This window comes from Comamonas sp. FUJ_7, from assembly GCF_057369555.1.
Genome location: NZ_JBXXZI010000014.1, coordinates 60930 through 79506 on the forward strand (window position 1 = coordinate 60930; position 18577 = coordinate 79506).

Annotated in this window: 17 protein-coding genes; 11 read left to right on the plus strand and 6 right to left on the minus strand. The window is 59.0% G+C overall.

The window, feature by feature from the left end; all coding sequences use genetic code 11:
* The first annotated feature begins 11 nt into the window (after positions 1-11).
* Entirely contained in the window at positions 12-962 is a 951-nt protein-coding gene (locus tag AC2I9W_RS16760) for an esterase/lipase family protein (protein ID WP_486411058.1), read from the plus strand.
* On the opposite strand, the gene AC2I9W_RS16765 is transcribed toward AC2I9W_RS16760, so the two are convergent.
* The 5 genes from AC2I9W_RS16765 to hppD form a co-directional block, all read right to left on the minus strand.
* Positions 949-3291, minus strand: coding sequence for a DUF3772 domain-containing protein (locus AC2I9W_RS16765; RefSeq protein WP_486411059.1), 2343 nt, complete (start codon positions 3289-3291; stop codon positions 949-951). The genes AC2I9W_RS16760 and AC2I9W_RS16765 overlap by 14 nt on opposite strands.
* A 332-nt stretch (positions 3292-3623) precedes the next feature.
* Positions 3624-4469, minus strand: a complete 846-nt coding sequence (gene phhA, locus AC2I9W_RS16770) for a phenylalanine 4-monooxygenase (RefSeq protein WP_486411060.1) — start codon at positions 4467-4469, stop codon at positions 3624-3626.
* A 54-nt stretch (positions 4470-4523) separates the two neighbouring features.
* Positions 4524-5489, minus strand: a complete 966-nt coding sequence (locus AC2I9W_RS16775) for a Bug family tripartite tricarboxylate transporter substrate binding protein (RefSeq protein ID WP_486411061.1) — start codon at positions 5487-5489, stop codon at positions 4524-4526.
* Between the two features lie 74 nt (positions 5490-5563).
* Positions 5564-6682 (minus strand): Bug family tripartite tricarboxylate transporter substrate binding protein, encoded by a 1119-nt coding sequence (locus AC2I9W_RS16780; protein ID WP_486411062.1) that lies wholly within the window; start codon positions 6680-6682, stop codon positions 5564-5566.
* A gap of 272 nt (positions 6683-6954) precedes the next feature.
* The gene (gene hppD / locus AC2I9W_RS16785; protein WP_486411063.1) at positions 6955-8076 is read right to left on the minus strand and encodes a 4-hydroxyphenylpyruvate dioxygenase; all 1122 of its coding nucleotides are present in this window, start codon (positions 8074-8076) and stop codon (positions 6955-6957) included.
* A 218-nt stretch (positions 8077-8294) separates the two neighbouring features.
* Between hppD and AC2I9W_RS16790 the strand changes: the two genes are divergently transcribed.
* The 10 genes from AC2I9W_RS16790 (at position 8295) to AC2I9W_RS16835 (ending at position 17494) form a co-directional block, all read left to right on the plus strand.
* Positions 8295-8777, plus strand: coding sequence for an Lrp/AsnC family transcriptional regulator (locus tag AC2I9W_RS16790; RefSeq protein ID WP_003050977.1), 483 nt, complete (start codon positions 8295-8297; stop codon positions 8775-8777).
* A gap of 163 nt (positions 8778-8940) precedes the next feature.
* Positions 8941-9663 carry a GNAT family N-acetyltransferase gene (locus tag AC2I9W_RS16795; RefSeq protein WP_486411064.1) on the plus strand — a complete coding sequence of 241 codons (723 nt, stop codon included), beginning with the start codon at positions 8941-8943 and terminating at the stop codon, positions 9661-9663.
* A gap of 199 nt (positions 9664-9862) precedes the next feature.
* On the plus strand, positions 9863-10744 hold the full coding sequence (locus tag AC2I9W_RS16800; RefSeq protein ID WP_486411065.1) for a CorC family transporter: 882 nt from the start codon (positions 9863-9865) through the stop codon (positions 10742-10744).
* A 166-nt stretch (positions 10745-10910) separates the two neighbouring features.
* Positions 10911-12539 (plus strand): apolipoprotein N-acyltransferase, encoded by a 1629-nt coding sequence (lnt, locus tag AC2I9W_RS16805; RefSeq protein ID WP_486411076.1) that lies wholly within the window; start codon positions 10911-10913, stop codon positions 12537-12539.
* Between the two features lie 221 nt (positions 12540-12760).
* Positions 12761-13285 (plus strand): bifunctional 3-hydroxydecanoyl-ACP dehydratase/trans-2-decenoyl-ACP isomerase, encoded by a 525-nt coding sequence (gene fabA, locus AC2I9W_RS16810; protein WP_003068017.1) that lies wholly within the window; start codon positions 12761-12763, stop codon positions 13283-13285.
* The gene (gene fabB / locus AC2I9W_RS16815) at positions 13282-14505 is read left to right on the plus strand and encodes a beta-ketoacyl-ACP synthase I (protein ID WP_486411066.1); all 1224 of its coding nucleotides are present in this window, start codon (positions 13282-13284) and stop codon (positions 14503-14505) included. The genes fabA and fabB overlap by 4 nt, the downstream gene beginning before the upstream one ends.
* A 78-nt stretch (positions 14506-14583) precedes the next feature.
* A complete protein-coding gene (locus tag AC2I9W_RS16820; protein ID WP_486411067.1) occupies positions 14584-15174 on the plus strand; it encodes a D-glycero-alpha-D-manno-heptose-1,7-bisphosphate 7-phosphatase in 591 nt (196 codons plus the stop codon).
* A 130-nt stretch (positions 15175-15304) separates the two neighbouring features.
* Positions 15305-16045, plus strand: a complete 741-nt coding sequence (locus AC2I9W_RS16825; RefSeq protein ID WP_486411068.1) for a lysophospholipid acyltransferase family protein — start codon at positions 15305-15307, stop codon at positions 16043-16045.
* A 14-nt stretch (positions 16046-16059) separates the two neighbouring features.
* Entirely contained in the window at positions 16060-17076 is a 1017-nt protein-coding gene (locus AC2I9W_RS16830; RefSeq protein ID WP_486411069.1) for a M48 family metallopeptidase, read from the plus strand.
* A 1-nt stretch (position 17077) separates the two neighbouring features.
* The gene (locus tag AC2I9W_RS16835; RefSeq protein ID WP_486411070.1) at positions 17078-17494 is read left to right on the plus strand and encodes a rhodanese-like domain-containing protein; all 417 of its coding nucleotides are present in this window, start codon (positions 17078-17080) and stop codon (positions 17492-17494) included.
* A gap of 24 nt (positions 17495-17518) precedes the next feature.
* On the opposite strand, the gene galE is transcribed toward AC2I9W_RS16835, so the two are convergent.
* Positions 17519-18541: a UDP-glucose 4-epimerase GalE gene (galE, locus tag AC2I9W_RS16840; protein ID WP_486411071.1), complete on the minus strand. Its 1023-nt coding sequence runs from the start codon at positions 18539-18541 to the stop codon at positions 17519-17521.
* Between the last annotated feature and the right edge of the window lie 36 nt (positions 18542-18577).

Here is an 18577-nt window from a genome sequence, read left to right on the forward strand (position 1 = left end):
CGTGCAAGGAGATGCGGGCTTTGAATACTTGGATCTGGCGCAGTGTGGTGATGACGAGCTGGCTGGCCTTGCTGCTGTGGTGCAGCTATTGGTGGTCGCGCTCTTTAGTCGTGGCTGTGCTGGGTGCGGTGCTGATGACCTGCGGGGCAGCGCTGCACCTGGGGGTGCAGATGTTGATGATGCGCGCAGTGCTGCGCCGCCGAGGCTTGCCCAGGCCACCTGCTCGCATGGCTTGGCGTGCGTGGGGGATGGAATGGAGCTGTGCCGTACAAATTTTTGGCTGGCAGATCCCGTTTCGCGAGCAGGCAGAGAACGATGGAATGAGCGCCCAAAGCTTGGGTCTATCGCCGCAAGGACAGGTGGGCGTGGTGCTGGTGCACGGCTATTTTTGCAATCGCGGCGTCTGGAATGTCTGGCTACGAAAGCTCAAGGCCCGTGGCATTCCTTGTGCGGCCATGACACTGGAGCCAGCGCATGGCAGCCCTATAGATGCCATGGTGGATGATCTTGAAAAATGCGTTCAATCACTTGTTGAGACTACGGGCTGCGCTCCGCTTCTGGTAGCGCACAGCATGGGTGGTCTGGTGGTGAGGGCATGGCTCAAGCGCCTCAGCCCAGAGGAGCGCAGGCGCTATGCAGCCCATGTGATGACGGTGGCCACGCCACATGGCGGCACCTGGCTGGCACGCTGGGCCAGGCGATTGCCAGCGGTGGATATGCGAGAGTCCAGCGACTGGTTGCAACAGCTGGGGCCCTTGCCTGCAGAAGTCGGTATGAGTTGCTGGAGCAGCGACTGCGACAACATCGTGTTCCCCTCCCATCTGGCGACGCTGGCGGGGGCCAAGAACTATCAGGTGGATGATGCTGCTCACATGCAGCTGCTGTTTGATGAGCGTGTCTGGCAGCATGCTCTGCAGCTGCGAGAGCAACTGCAGAACAAAGCTCAGCCTAGCGGTGGTTAGCCTGCTCTTGTGTGGAGGCCTCAGGAATGGGAGCCGGCTTTGTGGCAGGCTGGATCAGGTTGATATCGGTGGCGGCCACCAGTGCAATTTTTTGCTCGGCGCAGCGCTGCAGCAGGCCAAACAGCAGATCGCTGCGTGTGCTGTAGACATTGCGCGAGCTGGAGACATGGCCGAAGCTGGTGATGTTGACCACGCTGCCATTGATGGAGTCCACATACATGGCGGGTGCCGGGGTGGAGAGCACGGCCTCATGCTCGGTATACAGGCCCAGCAACACTTCGCGCAGCTTGACGATGTCGGTGTTGAGAGGCACGGAAAATGCAATCGAGATGCGTCCCAGCGCGCCGTCCATGGTCAGGTTCTGCACGGACTTGGTGATGAACTCCGAGTTAGGCACGATGACGGTCGATTTGTCATCGGTCTGAATCTCGGTAGCCCGCACGCTGATGCGGCGTATATCACCCACCTGATCGCCGATGCGAACGCGGTCGCCCAGTTTCACGGGGCGCTCCGCCAGCAAAATCAGACCCGAGACAAAGTTCTGGGTGATGGCTTGCAGACCAAAACCGATACCCACGGACAAGGCGCTTGCCAGCAGTGCCACCTTCTCGAAACCAATACCCAGAGCGGCCAGTGTCCACAGGGCCGATAGCGTGATGCCGGCATAGCGGGCCACGGTGCTGATGGAGTTGCGTGCCCCAATGTCCAGCTCGGTCTTGGGCAGATAGGTATCAACCAGCCAGTGCTGCAGTGTGCGAAACAGGGTCAGGCCCAGCACCAGCACTACCAGGCCGCGCACGATGGTCATGGGGCGCAGAACGGCATCCCCTATGGGCAGCCCCTTGGTCAGGGTGTCGGTCAGGGCCAGCAAGGTGCTGGAGTTGCCAAAGGGAGCCGTCAGGGCCAGCAGGCCCAGCAGCAACAGGCACAACCGGGTGAAGGCCGACAGCAAGACACCGATCTGCTCTATATGAGCGGGCTTCAGTCCCGTACCTTGAGCAATGCCTTTGCCGGTTCGACTCTCGGGAGAGTTGATCCAGCTGAACAGGTCGTCGGCAAACTTCATCAGCAAGCTGGTGGCCAGTACCACGACGGTGATCCACACCATTTGAGTGGCGACGAAGACGGAGAAGTTCAGGTAGCCGATCAAGGCTGCGACCAAGGCCGCGAGCACGGTCAAGTGGCCGCCCAGCCAGGCAAACATCAGCCAGTTGCTGGTGGCTGCGGGGCGGTGGTCGCCGGGGTGTTGCGCGGCTTTTTCCAGATAAATAGCCTGCTGACGCTGTCGCTGCTTCTTGATGACGACCAGGGTGGAAATGATGAGGGCCACATAGGTCAGGGCGATCAGCCCATCCAGTGCCACGCTGCTGACGGTGCTGGTGCGTGCGGCAATGTCAATCGCATTGAGCATCAGCGAGAACCAGGTCAGACCTGCAGCGCCCCAAGCTAGGCGTGTGAGCTTGGGGGCGGCCTCGTTGTCAATATTGAGCAGACGCCAGGAGGGGCGAGAGGGGGCCAGCAGGCTGGCGCTGATGGACAGGAAAAAGGCTGAGACAAAGCTGCCCTTGATCCAGGCATCAGCCACCAGCTCCAAGCGCGGTGCGATGGCATCGATGGAGCGTAGGCTTTCGATGAAAACCAGACTGGCCAGGCCCGGCAGGGCCGTTCCCACAAGCAGCATCCATACCGCGAGGCCGGAGCGTCGCAGGCGGCCGCTGGGCGCAGTTTTAGAGGCGGCAAAGTGGCGGCCCAGCCTGCGCAGCCATATGCGCAGAGGGAACATCAGGATCAGAGCGGCCACAGCGTCCAGTACAGGCCATTTCCAGCCATGCTCTGCGATAGCGGCGGAGAACGTGGCCTGGCCTTGGCGAATCAGGCCGTGAATGCGTTGCAGATCCTGCGGAATATCGGCAGCAAATTTTTTCCAGAGCGACGGCGAAAGCGGGGAGGCCACTTTGCGGGCAATTTGCTCGTTGAACTGCTGGGTGCGAATTTTCTCAATGCTGTCACCGGCCTGCTTGGCTTCAACGGCCAGCAGTTTGCCGCGTTTGATCGCGGAGTCCAGGTCGCTGTGCTGCTGGTTCAGGTCTTTGCGTTGCTGGGTCAGCTCAGGGGTTTCTTCTGCTCCCTCTTCCACCGTTCCCAGCTGGGCGATACGGGCGTCCAGTTGCTTCAGCAAAGGCTCCAGCGCCAAGACGGCAGCATCGGCGTCGCGCTTGGACTTGAGTGCTTTTTCGGACAGCGCCTGCAATGTCTCGGCAGAGTCGGTGTCGTCCAGTGATTTGCGCACCGCGTCCAACGCATCGGAAACCTGCTGGATTTGCTGCATTGATGCTGCTTGCACATCACTGTTGGTGGAGAGCGGCTCGGCGGCCATTGCCAAGCCAATGCAGAGGTGAAGTGCTACGAGCCAGCGCAGCAGCTGGATGCAAGGATTTTGCATGGTGTGTGTGATGGAGCGAAGCCAGGACTGGCGCGGATTGGCGGCTGATAAAGCCGCCGGCACGTTGTCACTATAGAGGCAATGCTGAAGGAGGAGCTTCAGCAGCTCGCTTCCATCCGTGTGCGCAGTGTCTGGCAAATTGCGCTGGGGTTTCTATGTAAAAAGTATAGCTGTATGCGTATGTGCTGCAATGGATACGGCCGTAAAAGACTTGATTTTTACAAACGTGTCTCGCCAGGCAGCAACTCGTTGGCCGCAATGGTGGGAAGCTGCTGGAGCCGGGAGTAAAGCGGAGCAAAGTCGGTAGTTGCCATGTCCAGCAACTGCTGCATGTGGTCGATGACGAAATAGCTTTGCTGGTAGGTATCGATCTTGTAGAGCGTGCGCATGGCGCGCTCCAGCTGCAGCGGCAGGCGCTGCGGCTGGGGGCTGTTGACGCTGTATTCCAGCTCACCCACCGAGCTGAGAATGCCGGCGCCGTAGGCTCGCATGCCTCCGTCCTCACGAATCAGTCCGAACTCCACCGTGTACCAGTACAGGCGCGAGAGCATTTCGCAGGCGCCCAGCTCTGAGGCTTTCAGGCCGCCTTGTCCGTAGGCCTGGATGAAGTCGGCCATGACGGGGTTGAAGAGCAGGGGTACATGGCCAAAGAGGTCGTGAAAAATGTCGGGCTCGACGATGTACTCGAACTCCTCGGGCTTGCGAATCCAGTCTGTGACAGGGAATTTGCGCTGGGCCAGCAGCGAGAAGAAAGGCACTTCGGGAATCAGACCCGGAACGCCCACGATCTCCCAGCCCGTGGCCTTGAACAGGCGCTCGTTGACCTCCTCGAAGCGCGGAATGCGATCCTTGGCACCCAGCGAGGGCAGGGCATCGATGAAATGCCGGCTGGCACGACCCGGCAGCAAGGCGCACTGACGCTCATACAGGCGTTTGTAGGTGTCGTGCTCGGCCTCAGTATAGGCCGCGTAGTCCTGAGCGCAGGTGTAGTCTGCGCTGGCCCGGCTGTAGTCGCCGCGGGGTGGTCGTTCGGACTGACCGTAAACAACAGGAACGGGTCCCATCATGTGCTCCTTGGTGGATGAAGGCCGACGCAGCTGTCCCCCGCGTACAGGGGCTTATCTGGTCTTGATTTTGGTGGCGCTGATCAGAAACTGAAATTTGCGGTTTTCGCGTTTCACAAATTCGGAAAACTCCTTCAGTCGCATGTCCTCAGGGGCAATGCCCATCTTTTGGTACTGGGCGCGATATTTCGGCTCACTGAGTGCGGTTTGAAATGCCTGCACATACTTCTGCGCATCCTTGTCGGGCAGGCTGGCCGGGGCAAAAACGCCAAACCAGGTTGTGACGTCGAAACCCGGCACCGCATCGTTCATAGGCGGAGTTTTGGGCAATGCCACATTGCGCCCCAAGGTGGTGACGGACAGCGCCTGCAGCTTGCCGGATTCAATCAAGGGCAATGCCGATGCCAGGTTGTCAAACACCATGTCTACCTCGCCATTGAGCAAGGCTTTCTGGGTGGCGGAGGCCCCTTCGTAGAGCTGATTGCTCATGCGCAGATTGGCCAGCGATTTGAACATCTCACCGGCGATATGGCCGATGCTGCCCTTGCCTGCAGAGCCGATTTTCAGCGTATCGGGGTTGGCCTTGGCGTAGGCCACCAGGTCACTGGTGGATTGCAGGTTCAGCTGCTCGGCGCGCTCCTTGCTCATCACCAGCACGTTAGGCACGCGGGCGACCAGCAGCAAAGGCTTGAAGTCCTTGTCGATGTCATAGCCGAGCGCATTGCCCAGGTGCGGGAGCACGGCATGTGTGGCCACGGCTCCCATGACGACCAGGTTGTCTTGCGGCTTGGCTTTGGCCACCCATTCAACGCCTGTGGCGCCACCGGCTCCTGGCTTGTTGACGACGGTGATATTCCCCAGGTTCTGCTGAGCTCCGTCAGCCAGCAACTGTGCCGATGTATGAAGCGGACCGCCAGCGGGATAGGGCACCACAAAAGAAAGGGACTGGGCGGCATTTTGTGCGTACGCGCACAAGGACGAGGCAGACAGCAGGGTAGCAAGCAACAGCGAACGTTTCACAGACGGATTCCAAGAAAGCCAGGGTAAAAAAGGAAGCCGAAAGTATAGAAACGCGCAGGACTGCTGCAGGGGTGTTAAGCGAATAAATTCGGTAGCGGGCCTGTGGAGCCCAGCAGTTGATGGGCCTTGAGCAACTTGCCGTAGTGACTGTGCTCTTGCTGCACAAATCGGGAAAAATCCTGCAGACGCAGATCGGCGCGAATCACGCCCATGGAGTCCAAGTATTGCTGCATCTGGGGCGCTTGTAGCGCCTGCGCAAAGGCGTTGGACCAGTGCCTGGCCTGCGCGTCCGTAATGCCTGCCGTGGCAAACAGGCCAAACCAGGTAGTCAGATTCAGCCCTTGCACGCTGTCGCCCAAGCTGGGTACATGGGGCAAGGCAGGTGGTGGCTTGGAGGAAGTGACGCCAATGGCTTTGAGTCGTCCGGCGCGAATATGAGGCAGGGCCGATGCAATGTTGTCGAACATCAGGTCGGCAGACCCCTCGAGAACCGCAGAAAGTGCAGGACGAATGCCGGAAAAAGGCAGATGCTGGAGTGGGGCCTGCGTCAGCGATTGAAACCACTGACCCGCGATATGCCCGATGGTGCCCCTGCCTGCCGATGCGTAGCGCAAAGACTGGCGCTGCTTGGCCATGACGCGCAGCAAATCTTCGGGGCCATAGATGCGCCATTGCAAAGCCAGCTCGCTGCGCATGACCAGCACATGAGGCATATGGGCGACCAGCGTCAGTGGCTGAAAGTCGCGCAGTGGATCGTAGGGAATCTGAGGATTTAGCCAGGGAAGAATGGCCAGAGTGCCCACGGCACCCATCAGCAGCATGGGATCGCGTGCTCCTGCTCTGGAGACCAGGGCCGGGCCTGCAGCACCGCTCTCGCTGGGCACATTCATCACCTGGATGCGTCCCACGCCCGCTGTCTGCTGGGTGAGCCTGCGTGCAATGCGATCCAGTGGACCTGCCGCCGGATAGGGCACCACCAATGACAGCTCGCCGCGGCTGGCGGCTGCATTGGGCTGAAAACTGCCTCCAGCTTTTGATGAGTAAGCGCTGGTAGCTATCAAAGGGGTAGCTGATGCTGCAGCCAGTGATAACAGCTTGCGGCGAGAGAGTGCGGGGGGCTGGGGGGGCTGCGTCGATTCCCACGCCTGGCAAACCTTGGCGGTTGTAGCGATGGGGGCAGAGGCTTGCGACACGAGATTCTTCCTGGCACTGAGAGAGATGGCCGCGCTGCACAGAACAGGACCATGCAGCACGCCAGAATGCCAGCAAGTATAGGCAGGGGAAAAGCCGCTTACATGGTCCGTTTGGCGGAATCGTAAGCGTTGGTTTTTGCCCGAATGGTGGGGGAAAATTCCACCAAGTGTGACCAGCCCCGCGCCAGCCCGTCATGCCCATGCCGCAAGCGGTGACGCTGGGATTGGAAGGGCGGGTGCGGCGCATGGGAGATCCTGCGTGCTCGATGCGCTCAGGTCTTGAGCACGCCGCGGCGCATCTGGTCGAGCTCCATGGTCTCGAACAGCGCCTTGAAGTTGCCCTCGCCAAAGCCGCTATTGCCCTTGCGCTGGATGAACTCGAAGAAGATGGGGCCCAGCTGGTTTTCGCTGAAGATCTGCAGCAGCAGCTCGTCCGGTGCGCCGTCGACCAGAATGTTGCGCGCCATCAGCTCGGGAATAGGCTCCTGCAGATTGGGAATGCGCTTGGGTAGCAGCTCGTAATAGGTCTCGCTGGTGTTGAGCAGCTTGATGCCGTTCATCTGCAGCCCGTCCACGGTGTCGTACAGATTGGTGGAGCCCAGCGCAATGTGCTGAATGCCCTCGCCCTTGTACATATCCAGATATTCCTGAATCTGGCCGGCCTTGTCGTTGCCTTCCTCGTTGATGGGAATGCGGATCTTGCCGCAGGGGCTGGTCATGGCCTTGCTCTTGACGCCTGTGGCTTGTCCTTCAATGTCGAAGTAGCGGATTTCGCGGAAGTTGAAGATGCGCTCGTAGAAGTCGGCCAGCTCGGCCATGCGACCGCGATAGACGTTGTTTGTGAGGTGATCAATATAGGTCAGGCCCAGGCCTTCGGGGTGCAGCTCGGCGCCGGGCAGCGGCTCGAAATCCACGTCGAAGAAGCTGATGTTGCCCAGATCGCCGTCCTTGGCGCCGTTCTTGCCGCGCCATTTGTCGATGAAGTAGATCAGAGAGTCGCCAATGCCTTTGATGGCCGGAATGCTCAACTCACCGGGAGCGGCCTGCTGGGCATAGCCCCAGGCACCCAGAGAGGTGGCGCGTTCATAGGCGTACTTGGCGTCATTGACGCGCACGGCGATGGCGCAGACGCTGGGGCCGTGCAGACGTGCAAAGCGCTGGGCAAAGCTGTCGGGCTCGGCGTTGATGATGAAGTTGATCTCGCCCTGGCGATAAAGGGTCACGTTTTTGCGACGGTGCTTGGCGATGGCGGTGAAGCCCATGCGCTCAAACAGCTGACCCATGGCGACGGGATCGGGGGCGGCGTATTCAACAAACTCGAAGCCGTCCGTGCCCATGGGGTTGTCCCAAGTCTGGAATTGGCTGGCGTTGTTTTGAGGCAGGGGGGCGTTCATGGCAGAGGTCTCCATCGTTAGGGGTACAACACATGAAGAACAGGTGTCGACGATGGAGTCACTGTAGGACAGGCTGCAGGCAAACTTCATGCAAAAATGCCTTGCCTGAAAACCGTTGAAAGCATTTAAATTGCGTGGAAATTCAAATTCATGCAATTTAAATGGTTATCAAGGGTTAACCCTGAAGAAAAATTGCGCTGTTTTTATAATCTGCCGCCATGAGCCCAATGCACACTATCGACAAACTGGATAAGGCGATTTTGCGCCGATTGCAGGCCAATGGCCGAGAAACCTATGACGTGATCGGAGAGCAGGTTGGTCTGTCTCCCAGCGCCGTGCTGCGCCGGGTCAAGCGCCTGGAAGAAAACGGTGTCATTGACCGTTATGTGGCCCTGGTGCAACCCGAAACCGTGGGTCTGGGACTGACGGCCTACATCAATGTGCGCCTGGAAAAATACACCGAAACCAGCAAGCGCAACCCCATGGATGTGTTCCGCGCCAGCGTGCAGACCTGGCCCGAGGTGGTGGAGTGTGTCTCGCTGACAGGGGAGATGGACTATTTGCTACGCGTCGTTGTGGCCGATATGCAGCACTACAGTCGCTTCATCATGGATACGCTGCTCAAGCACCCTAGCGTGCAGGACTGCAAGACCAGCTTTGTGATGGACCGTGTCAAGGTCACTACAGCAGTGCCGCTGTAAACGGGTGCACAAGGCGTCATGGAGCCGCATGGCTGGCCCGTTTGGGCCATGGTTTGATCTGGGCAATGGCTTAAGGTGTTGAATTAACGGAAAATCCTTACAAAATTGTTGCAATGCAACATACGGCTTGTGAAACATCGGGTTTTTACCTATATTTCAGAGCATGAATATCTCCAAAGACTGGTTGAAATCGCCCTGGCAGGCTGGCTCCGGCTGGTTAAGAGACATGGGAAAGACACATGGCTCCGAGCGCCGCTCGCCGGCCTTGGTGCCTATTCGTACGCTGAGTCCGCGTCATCGTGACCGCATCACCAAGCACCTGCTCAAGCTCGATGCGCGTGATCGCTATCTGCGCTTTGGTTATGCCGCCAGTGATGAGCAAGTCAGCCGCTATGTAGAGCAGCTCGACTTCGAGCGCGATGACATCTTCGGTATCTTCAATCGCCGCCTGGAGCTGATCGCCATGGCGCACCTGGCTTTTGCCGGTCATCCCGAGCATGAGAAGTGCTCAGAGTTTGGCGTCTCGGTGCTCAAAACCGCCAGAGGCAAGGGCTTGGGCGCACGTTTGTTCGAGCGTGCCGTGCTGCATGCGCGCAGCAAGAATGTGAGCATGATGTTCATTCACGCTCTGTCCGAGAACACGGCCATGCTCAAGATTGCGCGCAATGCCGGAGCCACGGTGCAGCGCGATGGCTCGGAGTCCGAGGCTTACCTGGAGCTGCCGCCTGCAGACTTTGAGACCCATGTGAGCGAGTTGGTGACCGAGCACTTGGGGGAGATGGACTACCAGCTCAAAAAGCAGGCCGTCAATTTCTGGACGTTTCTGGCCGGCGTGCAGGAAGTGCGCAAGGGCGTGCAAGAAGGTCGCCACCAGTCGGGTGAGTGAGCTGAAATTTCAAGCCTTTAAGGCTTTAGCCTAATACAGCCAAGCGCAGACAGCTATCAAATCAAATGACCTGCGATGTTAATGTTGTTGGCACTCGCATGGGCGATCATGGCTTTTGAAGTTTCGCAAGCCATTTGTCAAAACAATCCGTTATTCTTAGGGACTTGTTTGACTACCGCACGTCCTGCATTCCAAGACAGTGTCTGACCCCCATCCTGCGCGACTTCCTGAAAAGGAAGACAAGCGAAGCTTCCTGCAAAAGGTGGCTGAGTTCATTCATCCGGCACCAGAGTCTCCGGATGAACTGATTGAAACCCTGGCTGAAGCCGAAGACAACCAGGTCATCGGCACCGAATCTCGCGTCATGCTGGAGCGCGTGATTCGCATGGCTGATATGAGCGCCGGAGAAGTCATGGTGGCTGCGCCACGCATGGATCTCATCAATATCGACGCTCCGTATGAAGAAATCCTGCACCAGGTGCTGACCACGGCGCATTCGCGCTTTCCGGTGTACCAGGGCGAGCGCGAGAACATCATTGGCATTCTCATGGCCAAGGATTTGCTCAAGCTGCAGCGCTCTCCCACTCTCAATATCCGTGCACTGGTGCGCTCGGCGGTCTTTGTGCCCGAGAGCAAGGGCCTGAACGATTTGCTGCGCGAGTTTCGAGCCAATCGCAATCATCTGGCCATCGTCATCGACGAGTTCGGGCGTGTGGCCGGTCTGGTGACGATTGAAGACGTTCTCGAAGAAATCGTGGGCGAGATTGAGGACGAGTTTGATATCCCCGAAGATGAGGGCGATATCTTTGCTCTGGCCGACAACAGCTACCGTGTGGCAGGGGATGCCACCATTGAGCATGTGAGCCAGGAGTTTGAAACGACCCTGCACGCCAGCGACCCCCACGAAGAGTTCGACACCATAGGTGGCCTGATTGCGCATGAAATGGGCCATGTGCCGAAACGGGGTGAGCAGATTCACCTGGGAGGACTGGAGTTCACGGTGCTTCACACCAAGGGCGGTGCCGTGCGCTGGTTCAAGGTGGTGCGTGACCCCTCGCCCGACAGCCTGGTGCGTAACTGATCACGATTGACGTCAATACGGCTTAAGGTATGGTGCTCTGTCGATAGACGATAGAAATACCCGCTAGGTATCCTGGCCGAATGACTCTTGCTGATACCTCGTATGCCCGAATTCACCCAACCAGCCGGTTGGGTGTTTTGTGAGGGCCTTTCGATTTGCCATGACCATGACCTCTGCGACAACACGGAATAGCGGCTCCTCTTTGCCTGGCTGGATGAGCTGGCTGGCTGTTGGGGTGGCGGGTTGCCTGCAGGCATTTTCCCTGGCCTGGCCCTGGGCGCGCGGGCAAGGCGACGGCTGGCTGACGCTGGTGGGGGGCTATGGCCGCCCTCTGTGGTGGCTGCAGATTCTGTCGCTGGCAGCGCTGGCTTATGCCTTGCTTGCTGCCCGCAGTGCACGGCAGGCGGCAGGCCAGGCATGGCTGTTTGGAACGGCCTGGCTGACCGGAACTTTCTGGTGGCTGTTTATCTCCATGCACACCTATGGAGGGCTGGCGGCACCACTGGCCGTGGCTGCCGTGCTGGCGCTGGCGGCCTTTCTGGGCAGCTATTACGCAGTGGCTTCATGGTGTTTTAGGCGTCTAACGCAGACCCCATCAACGCTGTCAGCTATGGTTTTTGCTGCCCTGTGGACTTTGGCTGAGCTGGGCCGTGGCTGGCTGTGGACGGGCTTCCCCTGGGGCGCGAGCGGCTATGCCCATGTAGAAGGTCCGCTGTCAGTGCTGCCGCGCTGGATTGGCGTGTATGGCACGGGACTGATAGCGGCCTGGGTGGCGGCCTGCCTGGCACTGCTGGCATGGCGTGCGCAGACTCGGCAGCAAGTACTGGATTTCAAACCTGCGCAGGCAGGCCTGCTATCACTGGCTCTGGCTTGGAGCGGCCTGTGGTGGGCGCGTGATACGGCGGTGGATGCGCCCAGTCAGCAACCCGGCATGAGTGTGGAGCTGCTGCAGGGCAATATTCCGCAGGATGAAAAATTTGAGATGGGCTCGGGGGTGGCCGTCGCGCTTCGCTGGTATGCCCAGCAGTTGCATGATTCCAAGGCCCAGCTGGTGGTGGCTCCCGAGACCGCGATCCCTTTGCTGCCTCAGCAACTGCCGCAAGAATATATGGACTTTGTGCGTGCACCATTTGTTGCTCAGGATTCTGGCCGGGCGGCTCTGGTGGGCATTCCGCTGGGTAACTGGGACGACGGCTTTACCAATACGGTAGAGGGCTGGCTGCCCGGGCAGGCTCAGCCTTATCAATATGACAAGCATCACCTGGTGCCGTTTGGTGAATTCATTCCCCCGATGTTCCGCTGGTTCACCGAGATGATGAACATCCCTCTGGGGGATTTCAATCGCGGTGAGCTGGGCCAGCCTTCCATGAGCTGGGCTGGTGAGCGGCTATCGCCCAATATCTGCTACGAAGACTTGTTTGGCGAAGAGCTGGCAGCCCATTTCGGCAATGCGGGGACGGCTCCCACCGTGCTGGTCAATCTCAGCAATATTGGCTGGTTTGGCGACACGGTCGCCATTGATCAGCATCTATCCATCAGCCGCATGCGTGCGTTGGAGTTCGAGCGGCCCATGCTGCGTGCCACGAATACCGGAGCTACCGTGGTGATCGATCACAAAGGACAGGTGGTCAGTGCACTGACGCCGTTTGAACGCGCTGTGCTGCAGGGGCATGTAAAGGGGCGAGACGGGTTAACACCTTATGCCCGCTGGGTGCATGCTCTGGGGCTGGTGCCGCTGACCGTGCTGTGCCTGCTAGTTTGTGCTGTGGCTTGGCTGCGCGGGCGCAAGCGCTGAGAGCTGGCTTATAGCGTAGCCAGCTAACGGGAAATAGTAGACAGGCCTCAGGGTTTGCCACATTTGTGGCAGAGTTTTGGGCCTGATCATGGGTATTGTGGGCTGGCCATGTGCGTCAGCCTTGATAATGCCCGGTTGTACCGCCCCGCTGGGTGTGAGTTGCAGATCCCCCAATAAAGTAACAGGTAGCTCCTGCGGGCTGCCGTGGAGCATTTGAGTAAATGGCTGAATCTTTTTCCTACGAACAACTGATCGCCTCCGGTGAAGGCAAGCTGTTTGGCGCCGATAGCGGCCGTCTGCCCCTGCCACCCATGCTGATGTTTGATCGCATCACACACATTTCCGAAGACGGCGGCGCCCATGGTTTGGGCAAGATTGTTGCCGAACTGGACGTCAAGCCCGATCTGTGGTTCTTTGACTGCCACTTCCAGGGCGACCCCGTCATGCCCGGTTGCCTGGGTCTGGATGCCATGTGGCAGCTGATTGGTTTTTACCTGACCTGGCTGCGCCTGCCCGGCCGTGGCCGCGCTCTGGGTGCGGGCGAAGTCAAGTTCACCGGTGAAGTGGGCCCCGACGTCAAACTCGTGACATATGAAATTGATATCAAGCGAGTGATCAAGCGCAAGCTGAACATGGCCATTGGCGACGCACGCCTGCTGGCCGATGGCAAGGAAATCTACGTGGCCAATGATCTGCGCGTGGGCCTTTTTCTGCGCGAAGGTGATGCCAAGGGAACGGCAGCATGAGCAAGAAGCGGGTAGTGATCACCGGCGCGGGTATTGTCTCGTGCATCGGCAACGATCTGGCCACTGTGGAGGCCTCGCTGCGCGAGAGCCGCAGCGGCATCAAGGCCATGTCCCAGTTCACCGAGCTGGGCATGCGCTCGCAGGTGGCTGGCATTCCTGAGATCGATGTCGAAGCGCGCATTGACCGCAAGCAACTGCGTTTCATGGGCGATGCTGCGGCTTATTCGCAGATCGCGCTGGAAGACGCCATTGCACAAGCTGGTTTGACGCCCGAGATGGTGTCCAACCCGCGCACAGGTCTGATCATGGGTTCGGGCGGCGGCTCGCCGGCCAACCAGATCGAAGCAGCCGACACGCTGCGCGAAAAGGGCATTCGCCGCGTGGGACCGTACCAGGTCACGCGTTGCATGAGCTCCACCGTCTCTGCCTGCTTGGCAACCAACTTCAAGGTCAAGGGCATCAACTACTCCATCACCTCGGCCTGCTCCACCTCGGCCCATTGCATTGGAGCTGCGGCCCAGCAGATCGCCTGGGGCATGCAGGACGTGATGTTTGCTGGCGGCGGCGAAGAGCTGTCCTGGGGCATGTCGCTGCTGTTTGATGGCATGGGTGCCATGTCCAGCAAGTACAACGAAACGCCCGAGAAGGCATCCCGCGCCTATGACGCCAACCGCGACGGTTTTGTGATCGCCGGCGGCGGTGGTGCGGTGGTGCTGGAAAGTCTGGAGCATGCTCTGGCGCGCGGTGCCAACATCCTGGCCGAAGTGGTGGGCTTTGGTGCTACCAGTGACGGCGAAGACATGGTGGCCCCCTCGGGTGACGGCGCCATTGCCTGCATGAAGCAGGCCATGGAAACCGTGGATGCTCCCATCGACTACATCAACACGCACGGCACATCAACCCCCGTGGGCGATATGCAGGAAGTGCGTGCCATGCAGTCATTGTTTGGCGACAAGGTGCCGCCTTTCTCGTCCACCAAGTCGCTGACCGGCCACTCGCTGGGCGCCACCGGTGTTCAGGAAGCCATCTACTGCCTGATCATGCTGAACAAGGGCTTCATCGCAGGCTCAGCCAACGTGGAAACCCCCGATCCTCTGCTGGGCGATATGCCGCTGGTCACCAAGACCCGCGATGCCGAGCTGAAAACGGTTCTGTCCAACAGCTTTGGCTTTGGTGGCACCAACGCCTCCCTGGTGCTCAAGCGCTGGGAAGGTCAGTAAGAGCTCCTGCATGGATCGCAAGCCCGCTTGGCCTCGAGGTAAGCGGGCTTTTTTCTGTCCCTGACTACTGGCACTTTCATGAAGATTGCAATTCTGGATCGTGATGGCACTCTGAACCAGTGGAGTGCGCAAGGCTTTATTGCCCACCCCGAGCAATGGGTGGCAGTTCCCAGTGCGCTGGAGGCGGTTTCGCGCCTGAACCGCGCGGGCTGGCATGTGGTGATTGTGACCAACCAGCCAGGCTTGGGGCGCGGGCTGTTTGACGTGATTGAGCTCAATGCCGTACATGCCAAGATGCACAGGGAACTGGCAGCCGTAGGTGCCAGAGTCGAAGCGGTTTTCTTCTGCCCCCACGCCAGCGACGAAGAGTGTGCGTGCCGCAAGCCAGGGCCCGCATTGTTTGAGCAAATTGCCGATCGCTATGGCGCAGAGGGACATGAGATCTGGGCCATAGGCAGTGGGGTCGAACATTTGCAGGCAGGTAAGGCTCTCGGGGCTCATCTGGTTTTTGTGGAGTCCACCGCCCGGCCGGAATGCTGCAGCGATGCAGACCTGCCCGAGGGCTGTGAGCGCTATCCTGACCTGGAGGCCGTGGTGAACATGTTGCTGCCTTTGAGTGATGACGATGATGCTCAAGGCGTAGCTCCAGGAGTCTCTGCTTCACATTGAAGCCGGGTTTCAGGTCAAAATAGCCTCAACGGCAAGACAGTGCAGCGCTAGCTGCTATGTTTCTTGCTGACGTTTGTGCCAAATTCATAGGCCAGCCTGAGAGGTTGGGCCTCTTCATTCGATTGCTGCCATGTCTCTGATTCGCTCCGTTCTTCACATGTTGTGGATGGTCGTTACTGTCATTCCCTATACCATGGCCGTGCTGCTGACCAAGTGGTTCGGAGGCTCTACGCTCAAGACGTATCGCGTAGCTCGTGCCTGGCTCAAGCTCTCGGTGGACAGCGCCAAGATCATCATGGGCGTTCAGTACAGAGTGCAGGGCATGGAGAATCTGCCTGCGGATCCCAAGCAAGGTGTGGTGCTGCTGGTCAAGCACCAGTCCACCTATGAAACCTTTCTGATGCCGGCCATCATGCCTCGCCCCCTGGCCTATGTGTTCAAGAAAGAGCTGCTGAAAGTTCCTTTCTTCGGCTGGTCGATTGGTGCGCTAGACATGATCCACATCGATCGTGCCCATGGCTCGCGCGCTTTTCACAAGCTGGTGGAGCAGGGTAAGCGTCTGCTGGATGAAGGCACCTGGGTCATCATGTTTCCAGAAGGCACACGCGTAGACCGTGGCGAAAGGGGTGAGTACAAGACCGGAGCCACTCGCCTGGCCATCATGACGGGCGCACCAGTGGTACCGATTGCAGTGACATCGGCCAAGTGTTGGCCCCGCAAGGCTTTTGTCAAAAAGCCCGGTGTGGTTGATGTGTCCATTGGCAAGCCTATTGCCTCCAAGGGTCGCAAACATGATGAGCTGATGGCCGAGGTCGAGGCCTGGATTGAGTCGGAAATGCACCGCCTGGATCCCGAGGCATATCGCGACTAAACCAAGGTCGCCCCATGTCCGCAGGTGATTCCTTGCAGCAAGCCTGGCGATGGCTGGTTCCGCCTCAGGTCGAGGATGGGCTAGGAGGTTTGATCCCACGCAAGCGCCAGCGAGGAGGCTCCTCCAGATTTGGGGAGCATCAAAGTCAGAACATGGCAGGTTCTGATGAAAAAACGGCTTTAGCGCTTGTTAGGTCTGGGGATTTAGCTATTGAAATAGGTGCAAAAAAACCAGAATTGCTGAGCCATCCGAACGCGACGCATCGGGCTCAGTTGCAGAAGCATGAGGTGGCGTACTGCCTGCGCCGTTCAACACGCCGCAGTATTGGCTTCAGCATAGGGCCTAAAGGGCTGGAGGTGACGGCACCACAGTGGGCCACCATGGGTAGCATTGAATCTGCCCTGCAGACCAAGTCTGGGTGGATTGTGCGCAAGCTGCAGGAAGCTGCTCAGCGTCAGAGTATCCGGCAAGAGGCGCGAATTCATTGGCAAGATGGCGGTGTGCTTGACTACTTGGGCCAGCCCATGGCGCTGCGACTGACGGGAGATGTCTTGCAGCCGCTGCGCACGCGCCAGGTGCATCGGGAGCAGAGAGCCGATGGCTCACAACGCCTGCACTTGCCGTTGGATGAACAGGCATCCGAGGCTCAGGTGCGTGCTAGCGTGCAAGCGTGGATACTGCGCGAGGCGCGCACGCATTTCACGGCTCGTTTGCTGCACTTTGCTCCACTGGTAGGGGTGCGCTGGAATGCACTTCGCTTGAGCAGTGCTGCGACTCGATGGGGAAGCGCCAACAGCGAAGGTGTCATCCGCCTGAATTGGCGGCTGATGCAGCACAGTCCGCGGATCATTGATTACGTAGTGGTGCATGAGCTTGCACACTTGCACCACATGGACCACAGCCCGCAGTTCTGGGCCGTGGTGGCCGGGGTTCTGCCTGACTGGAAGCAGTTGCGCAGTACGTTGAAAGACAAGCCGCTGCCCGCATGGAGTCCGGAAAGAGAAAGCAGCGGCGAACTAGACGAGGAATGACATGAGCAATACCAATTCCATCCATCCCGCTACCGGCTACGCGGGTGATGTATCGGCTGAGCTGGCCTGGCAATGGCTGCAGGCTGGAGAGGCTGTGCTGGTCGATGTGCGCACCGATGCAGAGCGCGACTGGGTGGGCAAGGTGCCAGGGGCGATTGCCGTGGCCTGGAAGCAATGGCCCGGCATGGCGGCGAATGCCAGCTTTGACGAGCAATTGCGCGCCGCCGTACCGGAAGGCAAGAAAGTCGTTTTGCTTTGCCGCAGCGGTGTTCGCTCCGTCGCGGCGGCGCAGCGCGCAACAGGCTTGGGCATAGAGGCCTATAACATTCTCGAAGGCTTTGAAGGCGATGTCGACGCCAACGGTCAGCGTGGTCAGCTGGGTGGCTGGCGCAAGCGTGGACTGCCCTGGCATCAGTAATACCAGGGCCGTGCCTGCTTTTGCTCAGGCTGTGCGATAGCCGTTGGGGTTCTGGCTTTGCCAGCGCCATGTATCGGCACACATGGCGTCCAGATCGTGCTCGGCCTTCCAGCCCAGGGTCTTCAGGGCGTGTTCGGGGTTGGCGTAGCAGCTGGCCACATCGCCGGGGCGACGCGCTGCAATGACATAGGGCAGGGTCTTGCCGCAGGCTTTTTCAAATGCTTGCAGAACTTGCAGAACACTGTAGCCGTTGCCGGTGCCCAGATTGACGGTCAGCAGTTCGGGCTGTGCCAGACCAGCCAGCTTTTCCAGGGCTTTGACGTGGCCGCGGGCCAGATCCACGACGTGAATGTAGTCACGTACGCCTGTGCCATCCACGGTGTCGTAGTCGCCGCCGAAGATTTGCAGCCTCTCTCGGCGACCTACGGCAACTTGCGCCACGAAGGGCAGCAGGTTGTTGGGAATGTCCGAGGGGTCTTCGCCAATCAGGCCACTGGCATGGGCGCCAATGGGGTTGAAGTAGCGCAGCACGGCCAGTGACCATTGGGCGTCTGAGCGGTAGAGATCAGACAGAATCTCTTCCACCATGAGCTTGCTGCGGCCATAGGGATTGGTGACCGAGGTGGGGTGCTCTTCGTTGAGCGGCAGATACTGCGGTGAGCCATAGACCGTGGCTGATGAGCTGAAAACCAGCTTGCGCACATTGTGCTTTTTCATGGCACGCAGCAAAACCAGCGTGCCGTTCACATTGTTGTCGTAATAGTCCACTGGCTGGGCCACCGATTCGCCCACGGCCTTTTTTCCGGCAAAGTGCACAACACTGTCAATGCCGTGCTGCTGCAAAGCTTGCTCCAGAGCCGCTTGGTCGCGTACGTCTCCCTGAATCACAGGAATGGAGCGTCCCGCAATCTTCTCCACACGGTGAATGGCCTCGGGGTGGCTATTGCTGAAATTATCAAAGATGACGACTTCATGGCCGTGGCTGAGCAGTTCTATGGCGGTATGGCTGCCGATATATCCAGCGCCGCCCGTGAGCAGAGTTTTCATGAAATGAAGTTTATCGATGTCGGATATAAAAAAGCG

Bases quoted from the DNA above. Each gene is read 5' to 3' on its own strand.
- AC2I9W_RS16760 (WP_486411058.1), top strand. From the start codon at position 12: ATGCGGGCTTTGAATACTTGGATCTGGCGCAGTGTGGTGATGACGAGC.
- AC2I9W_RS16765 (WP_486411059.1), bottom strand. From the start codon at position 3,291: ATGCAGCAAATCCAGCAGGTTTCCGATGCGTTGGACGCGGTGCGCAAA.
- phhA (WP_486411060.1), bottom strand. From the start codon at position 4,469: ATGGGACCCGTTCCTGTTGTTTACGGTCAGTCCGAACGACCACCCCGC.
- hppD (WP_486411063.1), bottom strand. From the start codon at position 8,076: ATGAACGCCCCCCTGCCTCAAAACAACGCCAGCCAATTCCAGACTTGG.
- AC2I9W_RS16790 (WP_003050977.1), top strand. From the start codon at position 8,295: ATGAGCCCAATGCACACTATCGACAAACTGGATAAGGCGATTTTGCGC.
- AC2I9W_RS16795 (WP_486411064.1), top strand. From the start codon at position 8,941: ATGAATATCTCCAAAGACTGGTTGAAATCGCCCTGGCAGGCTGGCTCC.
- lnt (WP_486411076.1), top strand. From the start codon at position 10,911: ATGACCTCTGCGACAACACGGAATAGCGGCTCCTCTTTGCCTGGCTGG.
- fabA (WP_003068017.1), top strand. From the start codon at position 12,761: ATGGCTGAATCTTTTTCCTACGAACAACTGATCGCCTCCGGTGAAGGC.
- fabB (WP_486411066.1), top strand. From the start codon at position 13,282: ATGAGCAAGAAGCGGGTAGTGATCACCGGCGCGGGTATTGTCTCGTGC.
- AC2I9W_RS16820 (WP_486411067.1), top strand. From the start codon at position 14,584: ATGAAGATTGCAATTCTGGATCGTGATGGCACTCTGAACCAGTGGAGT.
- AC2I9W_RS16825 (WP_486411068.1), top strand. From the start codon at position 15,305: ATGTCTCTGATTCGCTCCGTTCTTCACATGTTGTGGATGGTCGTTACT.
- AC2I9W_RS16830 (WP_486411069.1), top strand. From the start codon at position 16,060: ATGTCCGCAGGTGATTCCTTGCAGCAAGCCTGGCGATGGCTGGTTCCG.
- AC2I9W_RS16835 (WP_486411070.1), top strand. From the start codon at position 17,078: ATGAGCAATACCAATTCCATCCATCCCGCTACCGGCTACGCGGGTGAT.
- galE (WP_486411071.1), bottom strand. From the start codon at position 18,541: ATGAAAACTCTGCTCACGGGCGGCGCTGGATATATCGGCAGCCATACC.